Annotated in this window: 19 protein-coding genes; 13 read left to right on the top strand and 6 right to left on the bottom strand. The window is 62.8% G+C overall.

Translation table 11 applies throughout. The annotated features are described in order from the left end of the window. From V1294_RS11475 to V1294_RS11485, 3 genes are all read left to right on the top strand, one after another. Nucleotides 1–2094 carry a 3-hydroxyacyl-CoA dehydrogenase NAD-binding domain-containing protein gene (locus V1294_RS11475; protein WP_334497145.1) on the top strand — a complete coding sequence of 698 codons (2094 nt, stop codon included), beginning with the start codon at nucleotides 1–3 and terminating at the stop codon, nucleotides 2092–2094. Beyond that, a complete protein-coding gene (locus V1294_RS11480; RefSeq protein ID WP_334504603.1) occupies nucleotides 2094–2480 on the top strand; it encodes an acyl-CoA thioesterase in 387 nt (128 codons plus the stop codon). The genes V1294_RS11475 and V1294_RS11480 overlap by 1 nt, the downstream gene beginning before the upstream one ends. A gap of 140 nt (nucleotides 2481–2620) precedes the next feature. Further along, a complete protein-coding gene (locus tag V1294_RS11485) occupies nucleotides 2621–3970 on the top strand; it encodes an IS5 family transposase (RefSeq protein WP_334495671.1) in 1350 nt (449 codons plus the stop codon). 102 nt (nucleotides 3971–4072) lie between these two features. Here V1294_RS11485 and V1294_RS11490 read toward each other — a convergent pair whose 3' ends face one another. Then, entirely contained in the window at nucleotides 4073–4507 is a 435-nt protein-coding gene (locus V1294_RS11490) for a glycine zipper domain-containing protein (RefSeq protein WP_334497147.1), read from the bottom strand. A gap of 142 nt (nucleotides 4508–4649) precedes the next feature. Between V1294_RS11490 and V1294_RS11495 the strand changes: the two genes are divergently transcribed. After that, nucleotides 4650–4838, top strand: a complete 189-nt coding sequence (locus V1294_RS11495) for a hypothetical protein (protein ID WP_334477848.1) — start codon at nucleotides 4650–4652, stop codon at nucleotides 4836–4838. A 24-nt stretch (nucleotides 4839–4862) separates the two neighbouring features. On the opposite strand, the gene V1294_RS11500 is transcribed toward V1294_RS11495, so the two are convergent. Continuing rightward, nucleotides 4863–5318, bottom strand: a complete 456-nt coding sequence (locus tag V1294_RS11500; RefSeq protein WP_334497149.1) for a nuclear transport factor 2 family protein — start codon at nucleotides 5316–5318, stop codon at nucleotides 4863–4865. 248 nt (nucleotides 5319–5566) lie between these two features. On the opposite strand from V1294_RS11500, the gene V1294_RS11505 reads away from it, so the two are divergent. The 8 genes from V1294_RS11505 (at nucleotide 5567) to V1294_RS11540 (ending at nucleotide 14410) form a co-directional block, all read left to right on the top strand. After that, nucleotides 5567–6397 (top strand): DeoR/GlpR family DNA-binding transcription regulator, encoded by an 831-nt coding sequence (locus V1294_RS11505; protein ID WP_334497151.1) that lies wholly within the window; start codon nucleotides 5567–5569, stop codon nucleotides 6395–6397. Between the two features lie 326 nt (nucleotides 6398–6723). Continuing rightward, entirely contained in the window at nucleotides 6724–8268 is a 1545-nt protein-coding gene (gene glpD, locus V1294_RS11510; RefSeq protein ID WP_334497153.1) for a glycerol-3-phosphate dehydrogenase, read from the top strand. Further along, nucleotides 8265–9404: an ABC transporter ATP-binding protein gene (locus V1294_RS11515; protein ID WP_334497155.1), complete on the top strand. Its 1140-nt coding sequence runs from the start codon at nucleotides 8265–8267 to the stop codon at nucleotides 9402–9404. Before glpD ends, V1294_RS11515 begins: the two co-directional genes overlap by 4 nt. Before the next feature lie 12 nt (nucleotides 9405–9416). After that, complete coding sequence (locus tag V1294_RS11520; RefSeq protein WP_334497157.1) at nucleotides 9417–10502, top strand: ABC transporter ATP-binding protein; 1086 nt, start codon at nucleotides 9417–9419, stop codon at nucleotides 10500–10502. After that, nucleotides 10502–11404: a carbohydrate ABC transporter permease gene (locus V1294_RS11525; protein WP_334477858.1), complete on the top strand. Its 903-nt coding sequence runs from the start codon at nucleotides 10502–10504 to the stop codon at nucleotides 11402–11404. Before V1294_RS11520 ends, V1294_RS11525 begins: the two co-directional genes overlap by 1 nt. Then, on the top strand, nucleotides 11404–12210 hold the full coding sequence (locus tag V1294_RS11530) for a carbohydrate ABC transporter permease (protein WP_334477859.1): 807 nt from the start codon (nucleotides 11404–11406) through the stop codon (nucleotides 12208–12210). Before V1294_RS11525 ends, V1294_RS11530 begins: the two co-directional genes overlap by 1 nt. Before the next feature lie 2 nt (nucleotides 12211–12212). Continuing rightward, on the top strand, nucleotides 12213–12539 hold the full coding sequence (locus V1294_RS11535) for a DUF2160 domain-containing protein (protein WP_334497159.1): 327 nt from the start codon (nucleotides 12213–12215) through the stop codon (nucleotides 12537–12539). Between the two features lie 74 nt (nucleotides 12540–12613). Further along, a complete protein-coding gene (locus V1294_RS11540) occupies nucleotides 12614–14410 on the top strand; it encodes an ABC transporter substrate-binding protein (protein ID WP_108515638.1) in 1797 nt (598 codons plus the stop codon). A gap of 100 nt (nucleotides 14411–14510) precedes the next feature. On the opposite strand, the gene V1294_RS11545 is transcribed toward V1294_RS11540, so the two are convergent. Beyond that, nucleotides 14511–15611 (bottom strand): alkene reductase, encoded by a 1101-nt coding sequence (locus V1294_RS11545; RefSeq protein WP_334497161.1) that lies wholly within the window; start codon nucleotides 15609–15611, stop codon nucleotides 14511–14513. Nucleotides 15612–15961: 350 nt separating this feature from the next. After that, entirely contained in the window at nucleotides 15962–16465 is a 504-nt protein-coding gene (locus V1294_RS11550; protein ID WP_334497163.1) for an SPFH domain-containing protein, read from the bottom strand. Here V1294_RS11550 and V1294_RS11555 point away from each other — a divergent pair. Further along, the gene (locus tag V1294_RS11555; RefSeq protein ID WP_334497165.1) at nucleotides 16464–16721 is read left to right on the top strand and encodes a hypothetical protein; all 258 of its coding nucleotides are present in this window, start codon (nucleotides 16464–16466) and stop codon (nucleotides 16719–16721) included. The genes V1294_RS11550 and V1294_RS11555 overlap by 2 nt on opposite strands. Before the next feature lie 609 nt (nucleotides 16722–17330). Here the strand turns inward: V1294_RS11555 and V1294_RS11560 are convergent. Both V1294_RS11560 and V1294_RS11565 read right to left on the bottom strand, forming a co-directional pair. Next, entirely contained in the window at nucleotides 17331–17615 is a 285-nt protein-coding gene (locus tag V1294_RS11560) for a helix-turn-helix domain-containing protein (protein ID WP_108515631.1), read from the bottom strand. 250 nt (nucleotides 17616–17865) lie between these two features. Then, the gene (locus V1294_RS11565) at nucleotides 17866–18297 is read right to left on the bottom strand and encodes a nuclear transport factor 2 family protein (protein ID WP_334497167.1); all 432 of its coding nucleotides are present in this window, start codon (nucleotides 18295–18297) and stop codon (nucleotides 17866–17868) included. Between the last annotated feature and the right edge of the window lie 133 nt (nucleotides 18298–18430).

The following is an 18430-nucleotide window of genomic DNA, read 5'->3' on the forward strand; positions in this document are numbered from 1 at the left end:
ATGGATTCACAGATCATGAACGTTCTCGGCGATCGCGTGCTCGAACTCGGGCCGAAGCCCGATGCTGAAGGGCCGTACAAGAACTTCAAATTGACCCGCGATGCCGACGGCGTCGCCTGGCTGTTGTTCGACCGCGAAGGCACCAGCGCCAATACGCTTTCGGCGGACCTGATCGAGGAACTCGACAAGGTGCTGGCGGAGCTGGAAGGCCAGCGTCCCACCGGCCTCGTTATTCGTTCCGCCAAAAAATCCGGCTTCATTGCCGGCGCCGACGTTAATGCGTTTCGCGGCGCGACCGATGTGGCGGCCGTCGAGACCGAGATCGGCCGTGCGCATGCGGTGATCGACCGGCTAGAGGCTCTGCGGGTTCCGAGCGTGGCTGTGATCCATGGCTTCTGCCTCGGCGGCGGCCTCGAAGTGGCGCTGGCCTGCCAGATGCGGATTGCGATCGAGGACGCGCGGTTTGGTTTCCCCGAGGTGATGCTCGGCCTGCATCCCGGCCTCGGCGGCACCGTGCGGTTCACGCAGCTCGTCAATCCGATGCAGTCGATGCCGCTGATGCTGACCGGCAAGACCATCGATGCGCGCAAGGCAAAATCGCTCGGGCTGGTCGACGCCGTGACGCAGGAGCGGCATGTTCGCAACGCCGTGAAAGACGCCGTGTCCGGCCGCTTGAAACGCTCGCGGCCCGGGATGCTCAACAATGTTCTCAGCCTCGTTCCCTTCAGAGGGTTCCTCGCCGGCCGCATGCGCAGTGAGGCCGCCAAGGCCGCGCCGGAAGCGCATTATCCCGCGCCTTACGCGCTGATCGATCTCTGGGAGAAGCATGGCGGCGACCGCCGGGCGATGTTGAGCGCAGAGAAGACGTCCTTTGCCAGGCTGATGGTGACGCCGACCGCACAAAACCTGATCCGCGTATTCTTCCTGCGCGAGCAGATGAAGAAGCTCGCAGGCAGCGGCAACAAGATCGAGCACGTTCACGTCATCGGCGCGGGCGCGATGGGTGGTGACATCGCCGCCTGGTGCGCCGGCCAGGATTTTCGGGTGACGCTCGCCGACATGAAGCCGGCGCCGATCGCGGGCGCGATCAAGCGCGCCGCCGATCTGTACGGAAAAATCCTGCGCAAGCGTACCGCCGTGCGCGATGCGCTCGACCGGCTGATGCCGGACATGCAGGCCGAGGGCGTCCGCAACGCCGACCTCATCATCGAGGCGGTGCCGGAAAAGCTGGAGCTGAAGCAGAACGTCTATGCCGGCCTCGAGCCTGTCATGAAGCCGGGCGCGATCCTCGCCACCAACACCTCGAGCATTCCGCTGCAGGACCTGCGCACCACGCTCTCGAGGCCCGAGCGGCTGCTCGGCCTGCACTTCTTTAATCCGGTATCGCGGCTGCAACTCGTCGAGGTCGTCAGCCATGACGGTACGGATGCGCAATTGCTGAAAGAGGCGCTGGCCTTTGTCGGCGCCATCGACCGCCTGCCGCTGCCCGTAAAATCGTCGCCCGGCTTTCTCGTCAACCGCGCGCTGACGCCGTACATGCTGGAGGCGATGGTGATGCTGGACGAGAAGATCGACAAGACCGTCATCGACGCCGCCGCAAAAAAGTTCGGCATGCCGATGGGGCCCATTGAATTGGCCGACCAGGTCGGTCTCGATATCTGCCTCGATGTCGGCGACATGCTGCGCTCGAAGTTCGGCGACATGCTGCCGCCGACGCCGGCCTGGCTGCGCGAAAAGGTCGCCAAGGGCGAACTCGGCCGCAAGACCGGCAAGGGTTTTTACACCTGGAAGGACGGCAAGGCCGACACCGGCGGCATGTCCGCGATCTCGGAACCATCAGCGGAAATGATCGACCGGCTGATGCTGCCGATGTCGAATGTCTGCGTAGCCTGCCTGCGCGAGGGGATCGTCGACAATGCCGACGTGGTCGACGGCGCTGTCATCTTCGGCACCGGCTACGCGCCGTTCCGTGGCGGTCCTCTGAACTACGCGCGAACCCGTGGTGTGGACAATGTCGTCTCGACGCTGGATGCCCTGACCGACAAGTTCGGCAGCAGGTTCACGCCGGATGCGGGCTGGGAGAATTTCAAGTGATGGAGACGCATGTGCACGCGCCGCCCACGACCGAAACCGAGCCGCGCGGCGATCTCTGCATCCGCACGCTGGCGATGCCGGCCGATACCAACGCCAATGGCGATATCTTCGGCGGCTGGCTATTGAGCCAGATGGATGTCGGCGGCGGCGTGTTCGCCTCCAAGATCGCGAAATCCCGCACCGTGACGGTCGCTATCGAGGCGATGAACTTTCGCAAAGCCGTCTATGTCGGCGATCTCGTCTCCGTCTACGGCCATCTGGTGCGGGTCGGACGCACCTCGATCACGGTCCATCTCGAGGCCTGGGTCGTGCGCCGCAAAGAGTTGCAGTCGATCCTGGTGACCGATGGCAACTTGTCGGCCGTGAAAAATTTCCCAAGCCGTTGAGAGGGAGTCGATTTTCCTGGCTCGGCGGCTTTTGAGATTGCCAGCTTTTGGGGCTTGATAGCGGGAAAGCTTGCAATTTTGTTTTTTTGGTTTCCCTCGAATCGGGGGTCGTGATTCTCTTGGTGGCATCGGAGGGGACGATGCGGCCAAAGGAACGACGAGAGACGGGACAGAGCGACCTTCTGCGCTCGCGGCTGGACGCGATCATCGATATGGGCCACCCGCTGGTGAAGCTGGCGCGGACGATCGACTGGCCCTTCCTCGAGCAGAAATTCGGAGCGGTCTACGAGGACAAGCCCGGCCGGCCGGCATTGCCGACGCGGCTGATGGCGGGGCTTGCGATCCTCAAGCACACCTACGACCTCTCCGATGAAGTGCTGTGCGAGCGCTGGGTGGAGAACCCCTATTACCAGTTCTTCTGCGGCGAGGAGTTCTTCCAGCACCGCCTGATGTTCGACCGCTCCTCGCTGACGCGCTGGCGGCAACGCATGGGCGAGGAGAAGTTGCAGGCCTTGCTGCAGGAGAGCCTTGCGGTGGCCAGCAAGACCGAGGCGATCAAACCGGCCGATCTTAATCGGGTCATCATCGACACGACGGTGCAGCCCAAGAACGTGATGTTCCCGACCGATGCCAGGCTGCTGAACCGCGCCCGCGAGATCCTGGTCCGGCTGGCGAAACGATATGGTGTCAAGCTGCGCCAATCCTATGCCAGAGTGGGCAAGTTCGCGCTGATCAAGCACCAGCGTTATGCCCACGCCAAGCAGTTCAAGCGCGCCAACAAAGCCTTGAAGAAGCTCAAAACCTATCTCGGCCGTATCATCCGCGACATCGGCCGCAAACTTGGTGGCAACGCCGACTTGCTCGGTGGGATCGTGTTGGAGCGCATGCTGGCACGGGCGCGACGCGTGCTTGAGCAGAAGCAGCACCAGCGTGGACCGAAGGTCTACTCGCTGCACGCGCCGGAGGTGGAATGCATCGGCAAGGGCAAGGCGCACCGACCTTACGAGTTCGGCGTCAAGGTCTCGGTCGCCACCACGCTGGCGCACGCCAAGGGTGGGCAGTTCGTGACCCATGTGAAGGCGCTGCCCGGCAACCCCTATGACGGCCATACACTTGCAACCGTCATCCCCGAGATGGAGGAGCTGATCGGCAACACCATCGAGCGCGCGCTCCTCGACAAGGGCTATCGCGGCCACAACGCCCCGCCCGATTACAAGTTCAGGGTGTTCATCTCAGGACAGAAGCGGCGGGTGACACCACAGATCAAGCGCGAGCTCCGACGGCGTTCCGCCGTCGAGCCGGTCATCGGCCATCTCAAATCCGAGCACCGCATGGGCCGCAATTACCTCTGGCATCGCCAGGGCGATGCCACCAATGCCGTCATGGCCGCCGTCGGCTACAACTTCCGCCGCCTCATCCGGTGGCTGAGCTTTCTGCTGTTCGAAATCCTCTCTCGGCTCAGCCTCAAATTGCGGCTCAGCCCAGCCTGAAATCCCGATTCTTCACGGACGACCAACTTCACCTACGTCTCGATCGACGATGACGGCCGGCCGCAGGCGGTGCGGCCGGATGGTGCCATACAGACCTGAACCTTACGGGCAGGGACGCTCGTAGCCGTCACGGCCGATGAACGTGCCACGGCGCGGATTATAGCTCGAATAGCGCATGCAGCGCGGCGTGTCGTCATAATACCGGGGCGGCGGCGGTGCGTATTGCGCCTGGACACCACAATAGCGCGGCGAAACTTCCTGCCAGCCGCCTGGCTGCTCCACGTAGCAGCCGCCTTGATAGTAGCGATAACCGCCAGGCCGCGGCTCGCCCTGGGCGCCGATTGCCGCGCCCGTGCCTGCGCCGACGATGGCGCCGATCGCAGCCCCGCGGCCGCCGCCGAGCGCGCCGCCGACAATGGCGCCCGCGGCGCCGCCGAACAGCGCGCCCCCGAGCGTGCTTTCCTGCGCCGCAGCCTCCTGGAGCGGCGCGCAAACCGCAAGGGCAACCAGCATCGAGAGCGCGAATTTCGGCATCATGTCAGTTCTCCGGCCATTTGAACGATTCGCTCGCTATTCCGCGACCAGCTTTGACATAATTTGGCCTCACGGCGCAACGGTGGAGGCGGAACAATTCTCCGTGCAACCCGTTGTAAGCCCGGAAGAAATCAGAGGCTGGGCCATGTCGGACACCTTTATCATCGAAGTCGGCTCGCAGCCGGCCGGGATCATTGTGCGCTGTCCGGACGGCTATCGGTTCTTCGCCGCCTCGCACCGTTTCGACCGGCTGGAAGGGCAGCTATTCCGCAACCCACGCGAGGCCGAGCGTGCGGCCCGGCGGCTTGCCAGTGGGATGCCGCTGGCGGCGTAACCGCCAGCGACCGTCTTTCAAAGGTCAGAGCTTGGTGGCCGCCCGAGACAGCAGTTTCCAGTCCGAGCCCTGCTTCTGCCAGTTCATCAGGATGTGCAGGTTCTGCGGCGTCTTCTTGCCGTCGTTGAACTCCTGCTCGCCGACGAAGTTGAAGCGCACGATGGCGGTCGGGCCGACGACGCGGATCGTGGGATCCTTGTATTCGAGCGACGTCCATTTGTAGTTGGCCTTGGCGATGCCATCGAGAAGCGCCGCCTTGGTGTCGACCTTGGCGTTCGAGTGGCTGTAGCTGAGTTCCTCGGCGCAGAGCGAGGCGATCGCCTCGGCATTGCCGGCTGCCTGCCCCGCACGGAAGGCTTCGACGTTCTTCGCAATGGCATCCTCGTCCGCACCGGCAAAAGCCGGGACGACGCTCATGAGCCCAATCCCAAGCCCAAGTGCGAGTACGGGCAAGGCGAGCTGGCGACGATCGATGTTCATGGTTTCCTCCATTCGTTTCTGGTTGTGTTTACAGTGTTGCAGCGACAAATTGCCTTGTCGAGCGGCCGCGCATGGTGCGGCTCGCACGGCTTCGGGGGTGGTTGCCTTAACCAGGATTCGTTGTTTCGCCCTGCCAAACGCCCCTGCGGCCAATCTCCCTCGTTGACCGCAGCCCCAATCAGCCGCACCATAACGGCAACTTTGTGCCCCAGGCCCATATCTCAAGTCCATATCTCAAGGGTGCCGCCGTGGCCGGACTGTCCCATCGTCAGACTGAAATCCTCAACATCGCTCGTGCCTTTGGCCGGGTGATGGTGGAGGACCTCGCCAAGCGTTTCGAGGTTTCGGCGCAGACCATCCGCAAGGATCTCAACGACCTCTGCGACCAGCGCTCGCTGACCCGCATTCACGGTGGCGCCATCATCGCGTCCGGCGTCGAGAACCTGGCCTATGAGGCGCGGCGCTTCGTGGCGGCGGAGGAGAAGCGGGCCATCGGTATCGCCGCCGCGTCGCGGATCCCGAACGGCTGCTCGCTGTTCATCAACATCGGCACCACGACGGAAGAAGTCGCGAGCGCACTGACCTCGCATGAGGACCTGCTCGTCATCACCAACAACCTCAACGTCGCGATGCTGTTGTATCGGCACCCGCGCATCGAGGTGATCGTGGCGGGTGGCGCGGTGCGCCGTGCTGATGGTGCGGTGATCGGTTCGACCGCGATCAGCCTGATCGGCCAGTTCAAGGTCGATTACGCCATCATCGGCGCGTCCGCGATCGACGAGGAGGGCGCGCTGCTCGACTTCGACTATCGCGAGGTGCAGGCGGCGCAGGCGATCATCGCCAATGCGCGCAGCGTCATGCTGGTCGCGGATTCGACCAAACTTCGCCGCAGCGCCCCGGTGCGCATCGCCCATCTCAGCCAGATCCAGACCTTTGTGACCGATGCCCCGCTGCCGGCAGGCCTCGCCAGCATCTGCAGCCATCGCGGCATCGAGGTGGTCGAGGCGATGGACAAGCCGGCGGCGGATATCGACGAGCCGGGCGGCGAAGCGGCTTCGACGGTGGTGCGGTTGAAGTAGTGCGGTCGGCGTCGTCACGGGACCACATGATTCGAGACGCCGCGGAGCCTGTCATCGGGCCGCGCTACGCGCGGACCCGGTGGCAGCTCCTCACCATGAGGGGTCTGACACTTTGATCCGCGAATAGTCAGGAGACCTCGTCCTGCGGAGGCGCGTTGGCGCCGGCTCGAGGGATGTAGCCCCGACTCTATCCGGCCCGATCGAAGCCGATTCCCATGCCCTGCTTTCGTTTCGCTTTCGACTTGCTTTCGTTTTTCCTTGTGATTAACTCCCATTCGAAAGTAAAATCGCCGAAGTGAAGAGGCGATTGCCGGGGAAGCGTTTCGTTGGACAGGGTATTCGATCTCGCCATCATCGGAGGCGGTATCAACGGCTGCGGCATCGCGCGCGATGCGGTGGGCCGGGGCAATTCCGTTTTCCTATGTGAAATGAATGACTTGGCGAGCGGGACGTCGTCCTGGTCGACCAAGCTGGTGCATGGCGGATTGCGCTATCTCGAATATTATGAGTTCCGGCTGGTCCGCGAGGCGCTGATCGAGCGCGAGATCCTCTGGCAGATTGCGCCCCACATTATCCGTCCGCTGCGTTTCGTTTTGCCGCACCACTCCGGCTTGCGCCCAGCCTGGCTGCTCAGGCTGGGGCTGTTTCTGTACGACCATATCGGCGGCCGACATCTGCTGCCGCCGACGCGCTCGGTCGATCTCGTCCATGACGAGGTGGGCAAGCCTCTGATTGCCAACCGCTACACCAGGGGCTTTGAATATTCCGATTGCTTTGTCGATGACGCGCGCCTCGTCGTGCTGACCGCGCGCGACGCTGCCGATCGAGGCGCCGAAATCCACACCCGCTCGCGCGCGGTCGAGATCCGGCAGGTCGACGGCATCTGGCAGGTCACCGTCGAGAATACGATCAGTGGAGAGCGCACGACCATCCAGGCGCGCGCGCTGGTCAACGCCGGAGGGCCGTGGGTCGAACAGGTGCTGTCCGCGGGCTCCGGCGTCAATGCGCGCGCAAAAGTGCGGCTGGTGCAGGGCTCGCACATCGTGGTGCGCAAGCTCTATGAGCATGACCGCGCCTACATGTTCCAGAACGCCGACGGCCGCATCATCTTCGTCATTCCCTATCAGGACGACTTTACGCTGATCGGCACCACCGATCGCGATTACGACGGCGATCCGGCCAAGGTGAAGGCCTCACCTGAGGAGATTCAATACCTCTGTGCGTCGGCCAGTGAGTACCTGAAAAAGCCGGTGCTGCCTGCGGACGTGGTCTGGACTTATTCCGGCGTGCGGCCGCTCTATGATGACGGCGCCAGCGAAGCGAAAGCTGCGACGCGCGACTACGTGTTCGAACTCGATACGCCCGGCGGTGCGCCGCTGCTGTCAATCTATGGCGGCAAGATCACGACCTATCGGCGCCTGGCGGAAGAAGCGCTGGAGCGGCTCGCGCCCTATTTGCGCAGCGCCAAAGCGAAAGAAGGCTGGACCGGCAAGTCGCCGCTGCCCGGCGGCGACATGGATGTTTCGGCGGTCGCCGCGCTGACGGCGGAACTGACGCGGAAATATCCGTTCCTTAGCCATGCGCATGCCAACCGGCTCGCGCATGCCTATGGCACGCGTGCGACAAAATTGCTCGGCAGCGCGAAATCTTTTGCCGACCTCGGCCAGTCGTTCAGCGCTACCCTGACGGAAAGCGAAGTCAGGTATCTGATGTCGAACGAATGGGCCTGCACCGCCGATGACGTGGTATGGCGAAGGTCCAAGCTCGGATTGCGGCTATCGCCGGATGAAATAGCCGCACTCGACGAGTGGATCAAAGCCCATCGCGCCTCCGGCGAACGTCCCTTGCGTGAAGCGGGAGGGCGGACATGAGCGTCACGCTCGAACATGTCACGCGAGCCGTCGACGGCATGGCGACCATTCGCGATGTCTCGCTGACGCTTGAGCGCGGCACGCTGAGCGTGCTGCTCGGACCGACGCTGTCAGGCAAGACCTCGATCATGCGGCTGCTTGCCGGCCTCGATCGGCCGACGACCGGCCGCGTGCTTGTCGAGGGCAAGGATGTCACCGGGTTCGACGTGCGGCAGCGCTCGGTCGCGATGGTCTATCAGCAGTTCATCAATTATCCCTCGCTGACGGTCTACGAGAACATTGCCTCGCCCCTGCGGGTGCAGGGCAGGCCGCGCGAGGAGATCGACCGGCGCGTCCAGGAAGCCGCGAAGCTGCTGCGGCTCGAGCCCTATCTGAGGCGCACGCCGCTGCAGCTTTCCGGCGGCCAGCAGCAGCGCACCGCGATCGCGCGTGCACTGGTCAAGGGCGCCGATCTGGTTCTGCTGGACGAGCCGCTCGCCAACCTCGATTACAAACTGCGCGAGGAACTGCGCACCGAACTGCCGCGCATCTTCGAGGCGTCGGGCGCGATCTTCGTCTATGCGACGACCGAGCCTTCGGAGGCGCTGCTGCTCGGCGGCAACACCGTTTGCATGTGGGAAGGCAAGGTTCTGCAGGCCGGCGACACGTCAAAAGTCTATCGCCAGCCCGATACGCTGCGGGTGGCGCAGGTGTTCTCCGATCCGCCGCTCAACATTGTCGGCATCGAGAAGAAGAACGGTTCTGTGCAATATGCCGGCGGCAGCCAGGCGCCGGCCACCGGGCTCTATGCGTCGCTCGCCGACGGCCCCTATCGCGTCGGTTTCCGCGCCCATCAGCTCGAAGTGGCGAATGGCGTCACCGGCCGCCACGCGTTTCACGCCACCGTCACCGTGACCGAGATCACCGGTTCTGAAAGTTTTGTGCATCTCAACCGCGGTGCCTCCAACTGGGTTGCAGTGCTGCCGGGCGTGCATGAATACGAGCCCGGCCATTTGCTCGATGCCGTGCTCGATCCCGACAATGTTTTCGTGTTCGACGCCGCCGACCGTCTGGTCGCCGCGCCGGAAATAGCGTTTTCAAGCGAAGTGCGTAGCGGTTCGCGTGAAGAAAACGCGTCAAAAAATAAAAGCAATTGAGGGAGATGCAGCATGGCTCGCATTGACCTCGTCGATCTCGCGCACTCCTACGGCGGCAATGACGCTGCCCTCGAATCCTTTGCGCTGAAGCCGGTGACCATGACCTGGCGGCAGGGCGGCGCCTATGCGCTGCTGGGGCCGTCCGGCTGCGGCAAGACCACGCTGCTCAACCTGATTTCCGGCATCGTCACGCCGTCGCGCGGCAAAATCCTGTTTGACGGCGCCGATATCACACCGCTGTCAACCCAGAAGCGCAACATCGCGCAGGTGTTCCAGTTTCCGGTGATCTACGACACCATGACGGTCGGGCAGAATCTCGCATTCCCGCTGCAGAACCGCGGCGTGCCGAAGGCCGAGGTCGAGGCGCGGGTGAGGCAGATCGCCGATCTGCTCGACCTCACGTTCTATCTCGACCGCAAGGCGACGCGCCTGACCGCGGACGCCAAGCAGAAGATTTCGCTTGGCCGCGGCTTGGTCCGTTCCGACGTCGCGGCTGTTCTATTCGACGAGCCGCTGACGGTGATCGATCCCGAACTGAAATGGCAGTTGCGCTCGAAACTGAAGGCGCTGCACCGCGAACTCGATCTCACGATGATCTACGTCACCCACGACCAGACCGAAGCGCTGACCTTTGCCGACACCGTCGTCGTCATGCATGACGGCCGCGTGGTGCAGAGCGGCACGCCGGCCGAACTGTTCGACAAGCCGGCCCATACCTTCGTCGGCTATTTCATCGGCTCGCCCGGCATGAACATCGTGCCGGCCCTCGTGAGCGGGCATGAGGCGCGCATCGATGGCCATGTCATCGGCCTGCATCGCAATTACGGCGTACTGCCGGCGGGTGCGAAGATCGAGATCGGCGTGCGGCCGGAATTCGTCAATATCGCCGCTCCCGCATCGGGCCTGCTGTTGACCAATATCGAGCGCATCGATGACCTCGGCAGGGCGCGTTTTGCCCGCGTGCGGATCGGCGATGCCAAATTCGCCGCGCGCGTGCCGCCGGGATTCTCGGTGTCCGACAACTCGGTCGGGCTCGTGTTCGATCCCGCTCATGTTCACGTCTATGCCGACAGCCGTCTGGTCGAGGGGGTTGCCTGATGGACAAGACCATCAACCAGAAGGCCTGGTTCCTGGTGCTGCCGGTATTCCTGGTGGTCGCGTTCTCCGCGGTCTTGCCGCTGATGACGGTCGTGAACTATTCGATGCAGGACACGTTCGGCAACAACCAGTTCTTCTGGAACGGCGTCGGCTGGTTCAAGGAGCTGCTCGATCCCTCGACCGATCTCGGCGGGCGCTTCCTGGCCTCGCTCGGCCGCAATCTGTTGTTCTCGGCCATCATTCTTGCAATCGAGGTGCCGCTCGGGATCGTGGTAGCGCTGTCGATGCCGCGCCAGGGCTGGACCGTCGCCGTATGCCTCGTGATCCTGGCGCTGCCGCTGCTGATTCCGTGGAACGTGGTCGGGACGATCTGGCAGATTTTCGGCCGGCCCGATATCGGCCTGCTCGGCTATACGCTCAACAGCCTCGGCATCGACTATAATTACGTCTCCAACGAGTTCGATGCCTGGGCCACCGTCATCGTGATGGACGTGTGGCACTGGACCAGCCTCGTGGCGCTGTTGTGCTACGCCGGGCTGAAGTCGATCCCCGATGCCTATTACCAGGCGGCGCAGATCGACGGCGCCTCGCGCTGGGCGGTCTTCAAGGCGATACAACTGCCGAAGATGAACCGCGTGCTCTTGATCGCCGTGCTGCTGCGGTTCATGGACAGCTTCATGATCTACACCGAGCCGTTCGTGGTGACCGGTGGCGGGCCGGGCAACTCGACCACCTTCGTTTCGATCGAGCTGGTCAAGATCGCGCTCGGGCAGTTCGACCTCGGCAAGGCCGCAGCACTTTCGCTGGTCTACAATCTGATCATCCTGATCGTGTGCTGGATCTTCTACACCGTCATGACCAACGCCGGGACTGAGCGCCCCGCCAAGAAGGAGGGCGCGTGATGCATTCGATTCCCGGCCGGCGCCTCATCATCTCGCTGTTCCTGATCTTCCTGCTGTTGCCGATCTACTGGCTCGTCAACATGAGCTTCAAGACCAATACCGAGATCGTCACTACCATGACGCTGTGGCCGCACCAGCCTACGCTGGAGAACTACAAGCGCATCTTCACCGACGAGAGCTGGTATTCCGGCTACATCAACTCGCTGACCTATGTGCTGATCAACACCGTGATATCGATCGCGGTAGCGTTGCCGGCGGCCTACGGCTTCTCGCGCTACCGCTTCCTCGGCGACAAGCACCTGTTCTTCTGGCTGCTGTCGAACCGCATGGCGCCGGCGGCGGTCTTTGCGCTGCCGTTCTTCAATCTCTATTCGGCGATCAACCTGTTCGATACGCCATGGGCGGTCGCGCTCGCGCATTGCATCTTTAATGTGCCGCTGGCAGTCTGGATTCTCGAAGGTTTCGTCTCGGGCGTGCCGCGCGAGATCGACGAGACCGCGTTCCTCGACGGCTATTCGTTCCCGCGCTTCTTCGTCAAGATCCTGGTGCCGCTGATCGCAAGCGGCATCGGCGTCGCCGCGTTCTTCTGCTTCATGTTCTCCTGGGTCGAACTGCTGCTGGCACGCACGTTGACCTCGGTGAACGCCAAGCCGATATCGGCGATCATGACCCGCACGGTCTCGGCCGCCGGCATGGATTGGGGCCTGCTGGCTGCGGCCGGCGTGCTCACCATCATCCCCGGCGCCCTGGTGATCTGGTTCGTCCGCAACTACATCGCGCGCGGTTTCGCGCTGGGACGGGTGTAGCCATGGAACACATCGCATGGATGGCCTGGACACTGCCAACCGCGATCTTCTTCGTGATGCTGGCGCTGACGCTCGGGGTGATGACCTGGTTAGCGGTCGCCTATCCCGAAGCCGAACGCGTCGGCGTGCTGCGCATTCCGACCACGCGCGGCGACCGCCTGTTCATTTCGCTGGTACTCGCCGCCGTCATCCATTTGCTGTGGATTGCCTTTGTCGGCATCGATCCGCTTCTGACGCTTCCGATCGGAGAGGGTGTTGAAATATCGAGCCTGTGGCTCGCAACCGTGATTTCGCTCGTCTCGGCCGTTGCGATTTTTCGCACCGTCTGAACAGCGGAAAAAGACAGATCCGGGATCAACCCGGGCCTGAGTTTGTGTTTGTCGCTGCAACCGGAGGATCCAACATGCGACGCTTGAGAGGAAGAAACGGTCCCTTGACCAAGGAGAGCTTTCTGACGATGACCAGCGCGGCTGCGCTGATCGCGGCTTCCGTCACCATCGCCGCACCCGCTCGTGCGGACGACGCCGTCAATCAAAGGTGGATCGACAGCGAATTCCAGCCCTCGACGCTGTCGAAGGCCGACCAGTTGAAGGAGCTGCAGTGGTTCGAAAAGGCCGCCGCACCCTTCAAGGGCATGGAAATCAACGTCGTCTCGGAAACGATCACGACGCATGAATACGAATCGCGGACGCTGGCGAAGGCCTTCACCGAGATTACCGGCATCAAGGTCAAGCACGACCTGATCCAGGAAGGCGACGTGGTCGAAAAGCTGCAGACCCAGATGCAGTCCGGCAAGAACGTCTATGACGGCTGGATCAATGACTCCGACCTGATCGGAACGCACTTCCGCTACGGCCAGACCGTGATCCTGTCGGATTACATGACCGGCGAAGGCAAGGACGTCACCAACCCGCAGCTCGACGTCAACGACTTCATCGGCAAGTCCTTCACCACGGGTCCGGACGGCAAGCTCTATCAGCTTCCCGACCAGCAGTTCGCGAACCTCTATTGGTTCCGCTACGACTGGTTCTCCAATCCGGACTACAAAGCCAAGTTCAAGGCCAAGTACGGTTACGAGCTCGGCGTTCCCGTGAACTGGTCGGCCTATGAAGATATCGCCGAATTCTTCACCAACGACATCAAGGAGATCAACGGCGTCAAGGTCTATGGCCACATGGACTACGGCAAGAAGGATCCCTCGCTCGGCTGGCGTTTCACCGACGCCTGGCTGTCGATGGCCGGCAACGGCGACAAGGGCATCCCGAACGGCAAGCCAGTCGACGAATGGGGCATCCGCATGGAAGGCTGCCGTCCCGTCGGTTCGTCCGTCGAGCGCGGCGGCGACACCAACGGCCCGGCGGCGGTCTATTCGATCGTCAAATATCTCGACTGGATGAAGAAGTATGCCCCGCCGCAGGCGCTGGGCATGACCTTCTCCGAGTCGGGACCGGTGCCGGCACAAGGTGCGATCGCGCAGCAGATCTTCTGGTACACCGCCTTCACCGCCGACATGGTGAAGCCCGGTATCCCGGTCGTGAATGCGGACGGCACGCCGAAGTGGCGCATGGCGCCGTCGCCGCACGGCTCGTACTGGAAAGAGGGCATGAAGCTCGGCTACCAGGACGCCGGCTCCTCGACGCTCCTGAAGTCGACCCCGCCCGATCGCCGCAAGGCGGCCTGGCTCTATCTGCAGTTCATCAACTCCAAGACTGTCAGCTTGAAGAAGAGCCATGTCGGTCTCACCTTTGTTCGTGAATCCGACATCTGGGACAAGTCCTTTACTGAACGTGCGCCGAAGCTCGGCGGCCTGATCGAGTTCTACCGTTCGCCCGCGCGCGTGCAGTGGACCCCGACCGGCAACAACGTGCCTGACTATCCGAAGCTCGCGCAATTGTGGTGGCAGAACATCGGCGATGCGTCGTCCGGTGCGAAGACCCCGCAGGCGGCGATGGATGCGCTGGCCGCAGCCCAGGACTCGGTGCTCGAACGTCTGGAGAAATCCGGAGTGCAGAAGGAGTGCGGGCCGAAGCTGAACAAGAAGGAGACGGCCGAGTTCTGGTTCGCCAAGTCCGAAAAGGACGGCAACATCGCTCCCCAGCGCAAGCTGGCGAACGAAAAGCCGAAGGGCGAAACCGTCGACTACGACACGCTGGTGAAGTCATGGCCGGCAACGCCTCCGAAGCGGGCCGAGGCGAAGTAAGCTTCGCACGTTACGAGTGATGCAAACAGGCGAAAGGCCGGGAGCGATCCCGGCCTTTTTTCTTTCTTACCTCGCCCCGCCTGCGGGGAGAGGGAGGAGATCACTCCGCCGCCTGCGCAGCCCCGAGCGTCGGGTAGTCCGTATACCCCTTGGCGCCGCCGCCGTAGAACGTCGCCTTGTCGAACGGGTTCAGCGGCGCGCCCTTCTTCAGGCGCTCGACCAGGTCCGGGTTCGAGATGAACGGTTTTCCGAACGCGATCAGGTCGGCCGCGTTGGCTTCGAGCACCTTGGTCGCGAGATCGAAATCGTAGCCGTTGTTGGCGATATAGGCGCCGGCAAAGCGCTTGCGCAAGCTTGCATAGTCGAACGGCGCGATATCGCGCGGGCCGCCGGTGGCGCCTTCGATGACGTGGATATAGGTCAGCTTCAGGGCGTTGAGGCCGTCCACGATATAATCGAACAGCGGCTGCGGATTGCTATCGGAGACGTCGTTGGAGGGCGTCACCGGCGAGATGCGGATGCCGGTGCGCTCGGGGCCGGCGACGGCCGCCACCATCTTGGAAACTTCCAGCATCAGCTTCGCGCGGTTCTCGATCGATCCGCCATAGGCATCGGTGCGCTTGTTGGTGCCGTCTTTCGCGAACTGATCCAGCAGATAGCCGTTGGCCCCATGGATTTCGATGCCATCGAATCCCGCCGCCAATGCATTCTCGGTGCCGCGCTTGAAATCCTCGATGATCCCTGGAATTTCCGACAGCTCCAGCGCGCGCGGCTCGGAGATGTCGGTGAAGGTGCCGTTCACAAACGTCTTGCCCTTGGCGCGGATCGCCGACGGCGCCACCGGCTTGCCGCCGCCGGGCTGCAGCGTCGTGTGCGAGATGCGGCCGACATGCCAGACTTGGATGAAGATGCGCCCGCCCTTTTCGTGCACGCGGTCGGTGACCTTGCGCCAACCTGCGACCTGCTCCTTCGAGTAGATACCGGGCGTATCCTGATAGCCCTGGCCCTGCTGCGAAACCTGGCTGGCTTCGGTGATCAGGAGGCCTGCGGAGGCGCGCTGCCCGTAATAGTCGATCGCCAGCGGGCTCGGCACCATGCCGGGCGGCACCGCGCGGTTGCGGGTCAGCGGCGCCATTGCGAGGCGGTTCGGCAGCGTGATCGGGCCAAGCTTGAAGGGCTCGAACAGTCTGGTCTGGCTCATGTCTGATATGTCCGGGTGGATGATAATAGGGAACAGTTGGGCATTGCGGGCAATTCTCACAATCCCGGAAGCCATTCGGCTTGCGCAGACGAGCTGCGCCCGATCCTAGCCGTGCGGCCGGCGCCGGGAAACGGCGTATGCGCATAGCGTAGCAGGATTCACTCGAAACCACGAACCGCACAGCGCGGGCCGCCTCCATGCCCGCGCCCTGGTGGTCGAACGGCGCTGTCGGCGCATGATCGAGCCGCCCCCGGCCGGCGCCGCGGTCGATCGGGGATCGATGAGGCGGGGCGCGATCACATTGCCGCGAATGCTTTTTTTCATCGCCACGCCTGCCGGCGCGCCACAGGCTATTCCGCTGCAAATCCCATTCGCCTGTGGTCCAATTCCGCGATGGGGCCTGCGGAATCGACCTGCAGCAGTTCGAATGTCAGGCATTCGCAGCCGATGGCGCGGAGCACCTGGCTGGCGGCCTTCTGCGCGCTGTTGCTGAAGCTCTGGTGGTCCAATTGAATTTCGAGGTGGGGTTTTCGGCTGCACACCGCCTTCACCACCGATTGCAGCCGGATCGATACCTCGTCCCGGTAGTTTTGCGTGCTTTCGAAAGCTACTCTGGGATCGACGATTTGCGCCCGGACGACATAGACGAGGTTGATTGCAATCCGGTCCGCGGAAACGGCGCCTTGCGCAAATCGAAACACCTCGGGGCGTCGGTCGATCCGCGCCAGTTGGCGGCTGCCGGCGCGGATCCGGTGCCGGCCGGGCGGCAGCGCCTTTTCAAAACGGCCGTTCCGGTAGAGCAGGACGGTTTCAAACTGTTGCACACAGACCCGGTCGAAGCCGAGCAGCGCCATGGCCCCCTTCCTGAACAGCGTCGAAATCCAGGCCCACGCGCCGGCGATCACGGCGATGACGATCAAGGAGAATGCTATTGACCCCAGAAGTTCACCCACGTTCCCCTGCCATGTTTTTTATCTCGTCGGCAACACCGCGATATTAGTCATTGTCTTGGCTTTTCGTACGTCGAAATTAAGTCATCCGCATTCAACCAGAACGGGTAAAAAAATCGGCGCCATCAGGCCGTTTGCATTTTTAATAGAGTCATTGTGATGCCCGATTGTTCTCCTTTGCCCAAGGCTTTTGCAGGGCGGGCGGTCTCCGGCCGGGGTGTTCATTGGCATCCCCCGCCGTGGCCGGGTTGTCCGGGTTACGGAGCCAGCACCGTTCCCTCCACGTCATTGCGAGCGCAGCGAAGCAATCCATGGCACGGCAGGCGGAGACATGGATTGCTTCGTCGCTTCGCTCCCTTGCGCAAACGCTTCGCGTTTGTCGCAGGCAATGACGGTGGATACAGTTTCGCCTTCTCGCGGCGCTGATCGCCCGAGGTTTGCATCTTCGTTTGCCCTCCTCGAAATCAGGGGGCGCAGGGGAAGACCGGGTGCACGCTGCACCCGCGGTCTCGTGTGCAATTGCGCACAAGGAACGCGCACACGAGCATACAGGTACAGGCGCCCGTCGTGTTGCTTTGTCGCAGGCACTTGAGCGAGATTGCCCTTGCGCGCGAGGCAAATCAGTCCGCAGAGCGCAGGGTGGGCAAAGGCGCGTTAGCGCCGTGCCCACCGACTCACGCTGTGCTCGTGATGGTGGGCACGCTTCCGCCTTCGCTCTTCGAGCGACGGCGAGACAAGTCCGCTTTGCCCAGCCTACGCTCTGCCCGACCTAGCTGTGCGCGGGAATGTCGACGCCGTCAGTCGCATACTGCCGGATCTTGTTCCGCATCGTGCGCACCGAAAGTCCGAGCACGCGGGCTGCGTGGGTGCGATTGCCGTGGCAGCGCGCCAGCGTCTGCAGCACGAGCTCGCGCTCGATTGCCTCGACCGTGGAGCCGATCAGCATCGGCACGATCTGGTGGGGTGAAAGGCCTTGAGAATCCGACAGCGGAATCTCTGGCACGAGAACACAGTCCGCGCCAAGGTACAGGTCGCCAAGGTAGTCCCGGGGCATCAACACCTCCCGATCAACGCTAGCTCCGAAACGCGGAGCTGAAGCATCAGGAATCAACGGCCCCCAAGCCGTAGACGGAGGGTGGGCGCGTTTGGTTAATGAAAGGTTAATCGGCACGTAAAGATTTTGACGACGATTTGTCACACCCGGAGGTATATGCTCAACAGCGGGCAGATGGACGTATCAGCGCGGCGCAGACTGTAGGGCGGGCAACGGCGCGAAGCGCAGTGCCCACCAACTCACGTCGCGCTCATGATGGTGGGCACGCTGTCGCTTTGCCCGCCCTACGCTCGGCGCTCTCAGGCATAGGCCTCCGCGATCGCGGCAGTGTCGGTGTATTCCCGAAACCTGACGATCCGGCCGGCTCGCACCTCGTGCACCTGCACCCAGTCGACCGCCCATTCCTGCGCTTCACCAGGAAGTGCTCATTGCCGAACACGGCGACCGTATCGCTGTCGGCGATCATGCGCGCCACCTTGAACTCCTTCACCTCGACCGTAGAGCGTATCCGCTCGAAGAACTCCCGGGCGCCGCCGCGGCCGATCCATCGTCCCGCGAACGGGATTTCTGGCGGGCCGGTGAACTCCCAAATCGCGTCATCGCCGATGACGTCAAGCGCAGCATTCAGATCGCGCCGCACCAGCGCGTCGTAGTGCGCCTTCACTGTGTCGATGGCCGGCATTGTCCTTGTTCGGAGGAGGTGGGGAAGCTCACGGCCGTAGCGGGGCGACACGTACTCGGATGTTGCTACGCTCAACGCTCGCTGTCGCTTTGCCCACCCTAGGGTTCTCGGTGAAAGCAGGAAAGGGCAATGA

It is taken from the genome of Bradyrhizobium sp. AZCC 1678, from assembly GCF_036924765.1.
GTDB classification, from domain to species: domain Bacteria; phylum Pseudomonadota; class Alphaproteobacteria; order Rhizobiales; family Xanthobacteraceae; genus Bradyrhizobium; species Bradyrhizobium algeriense.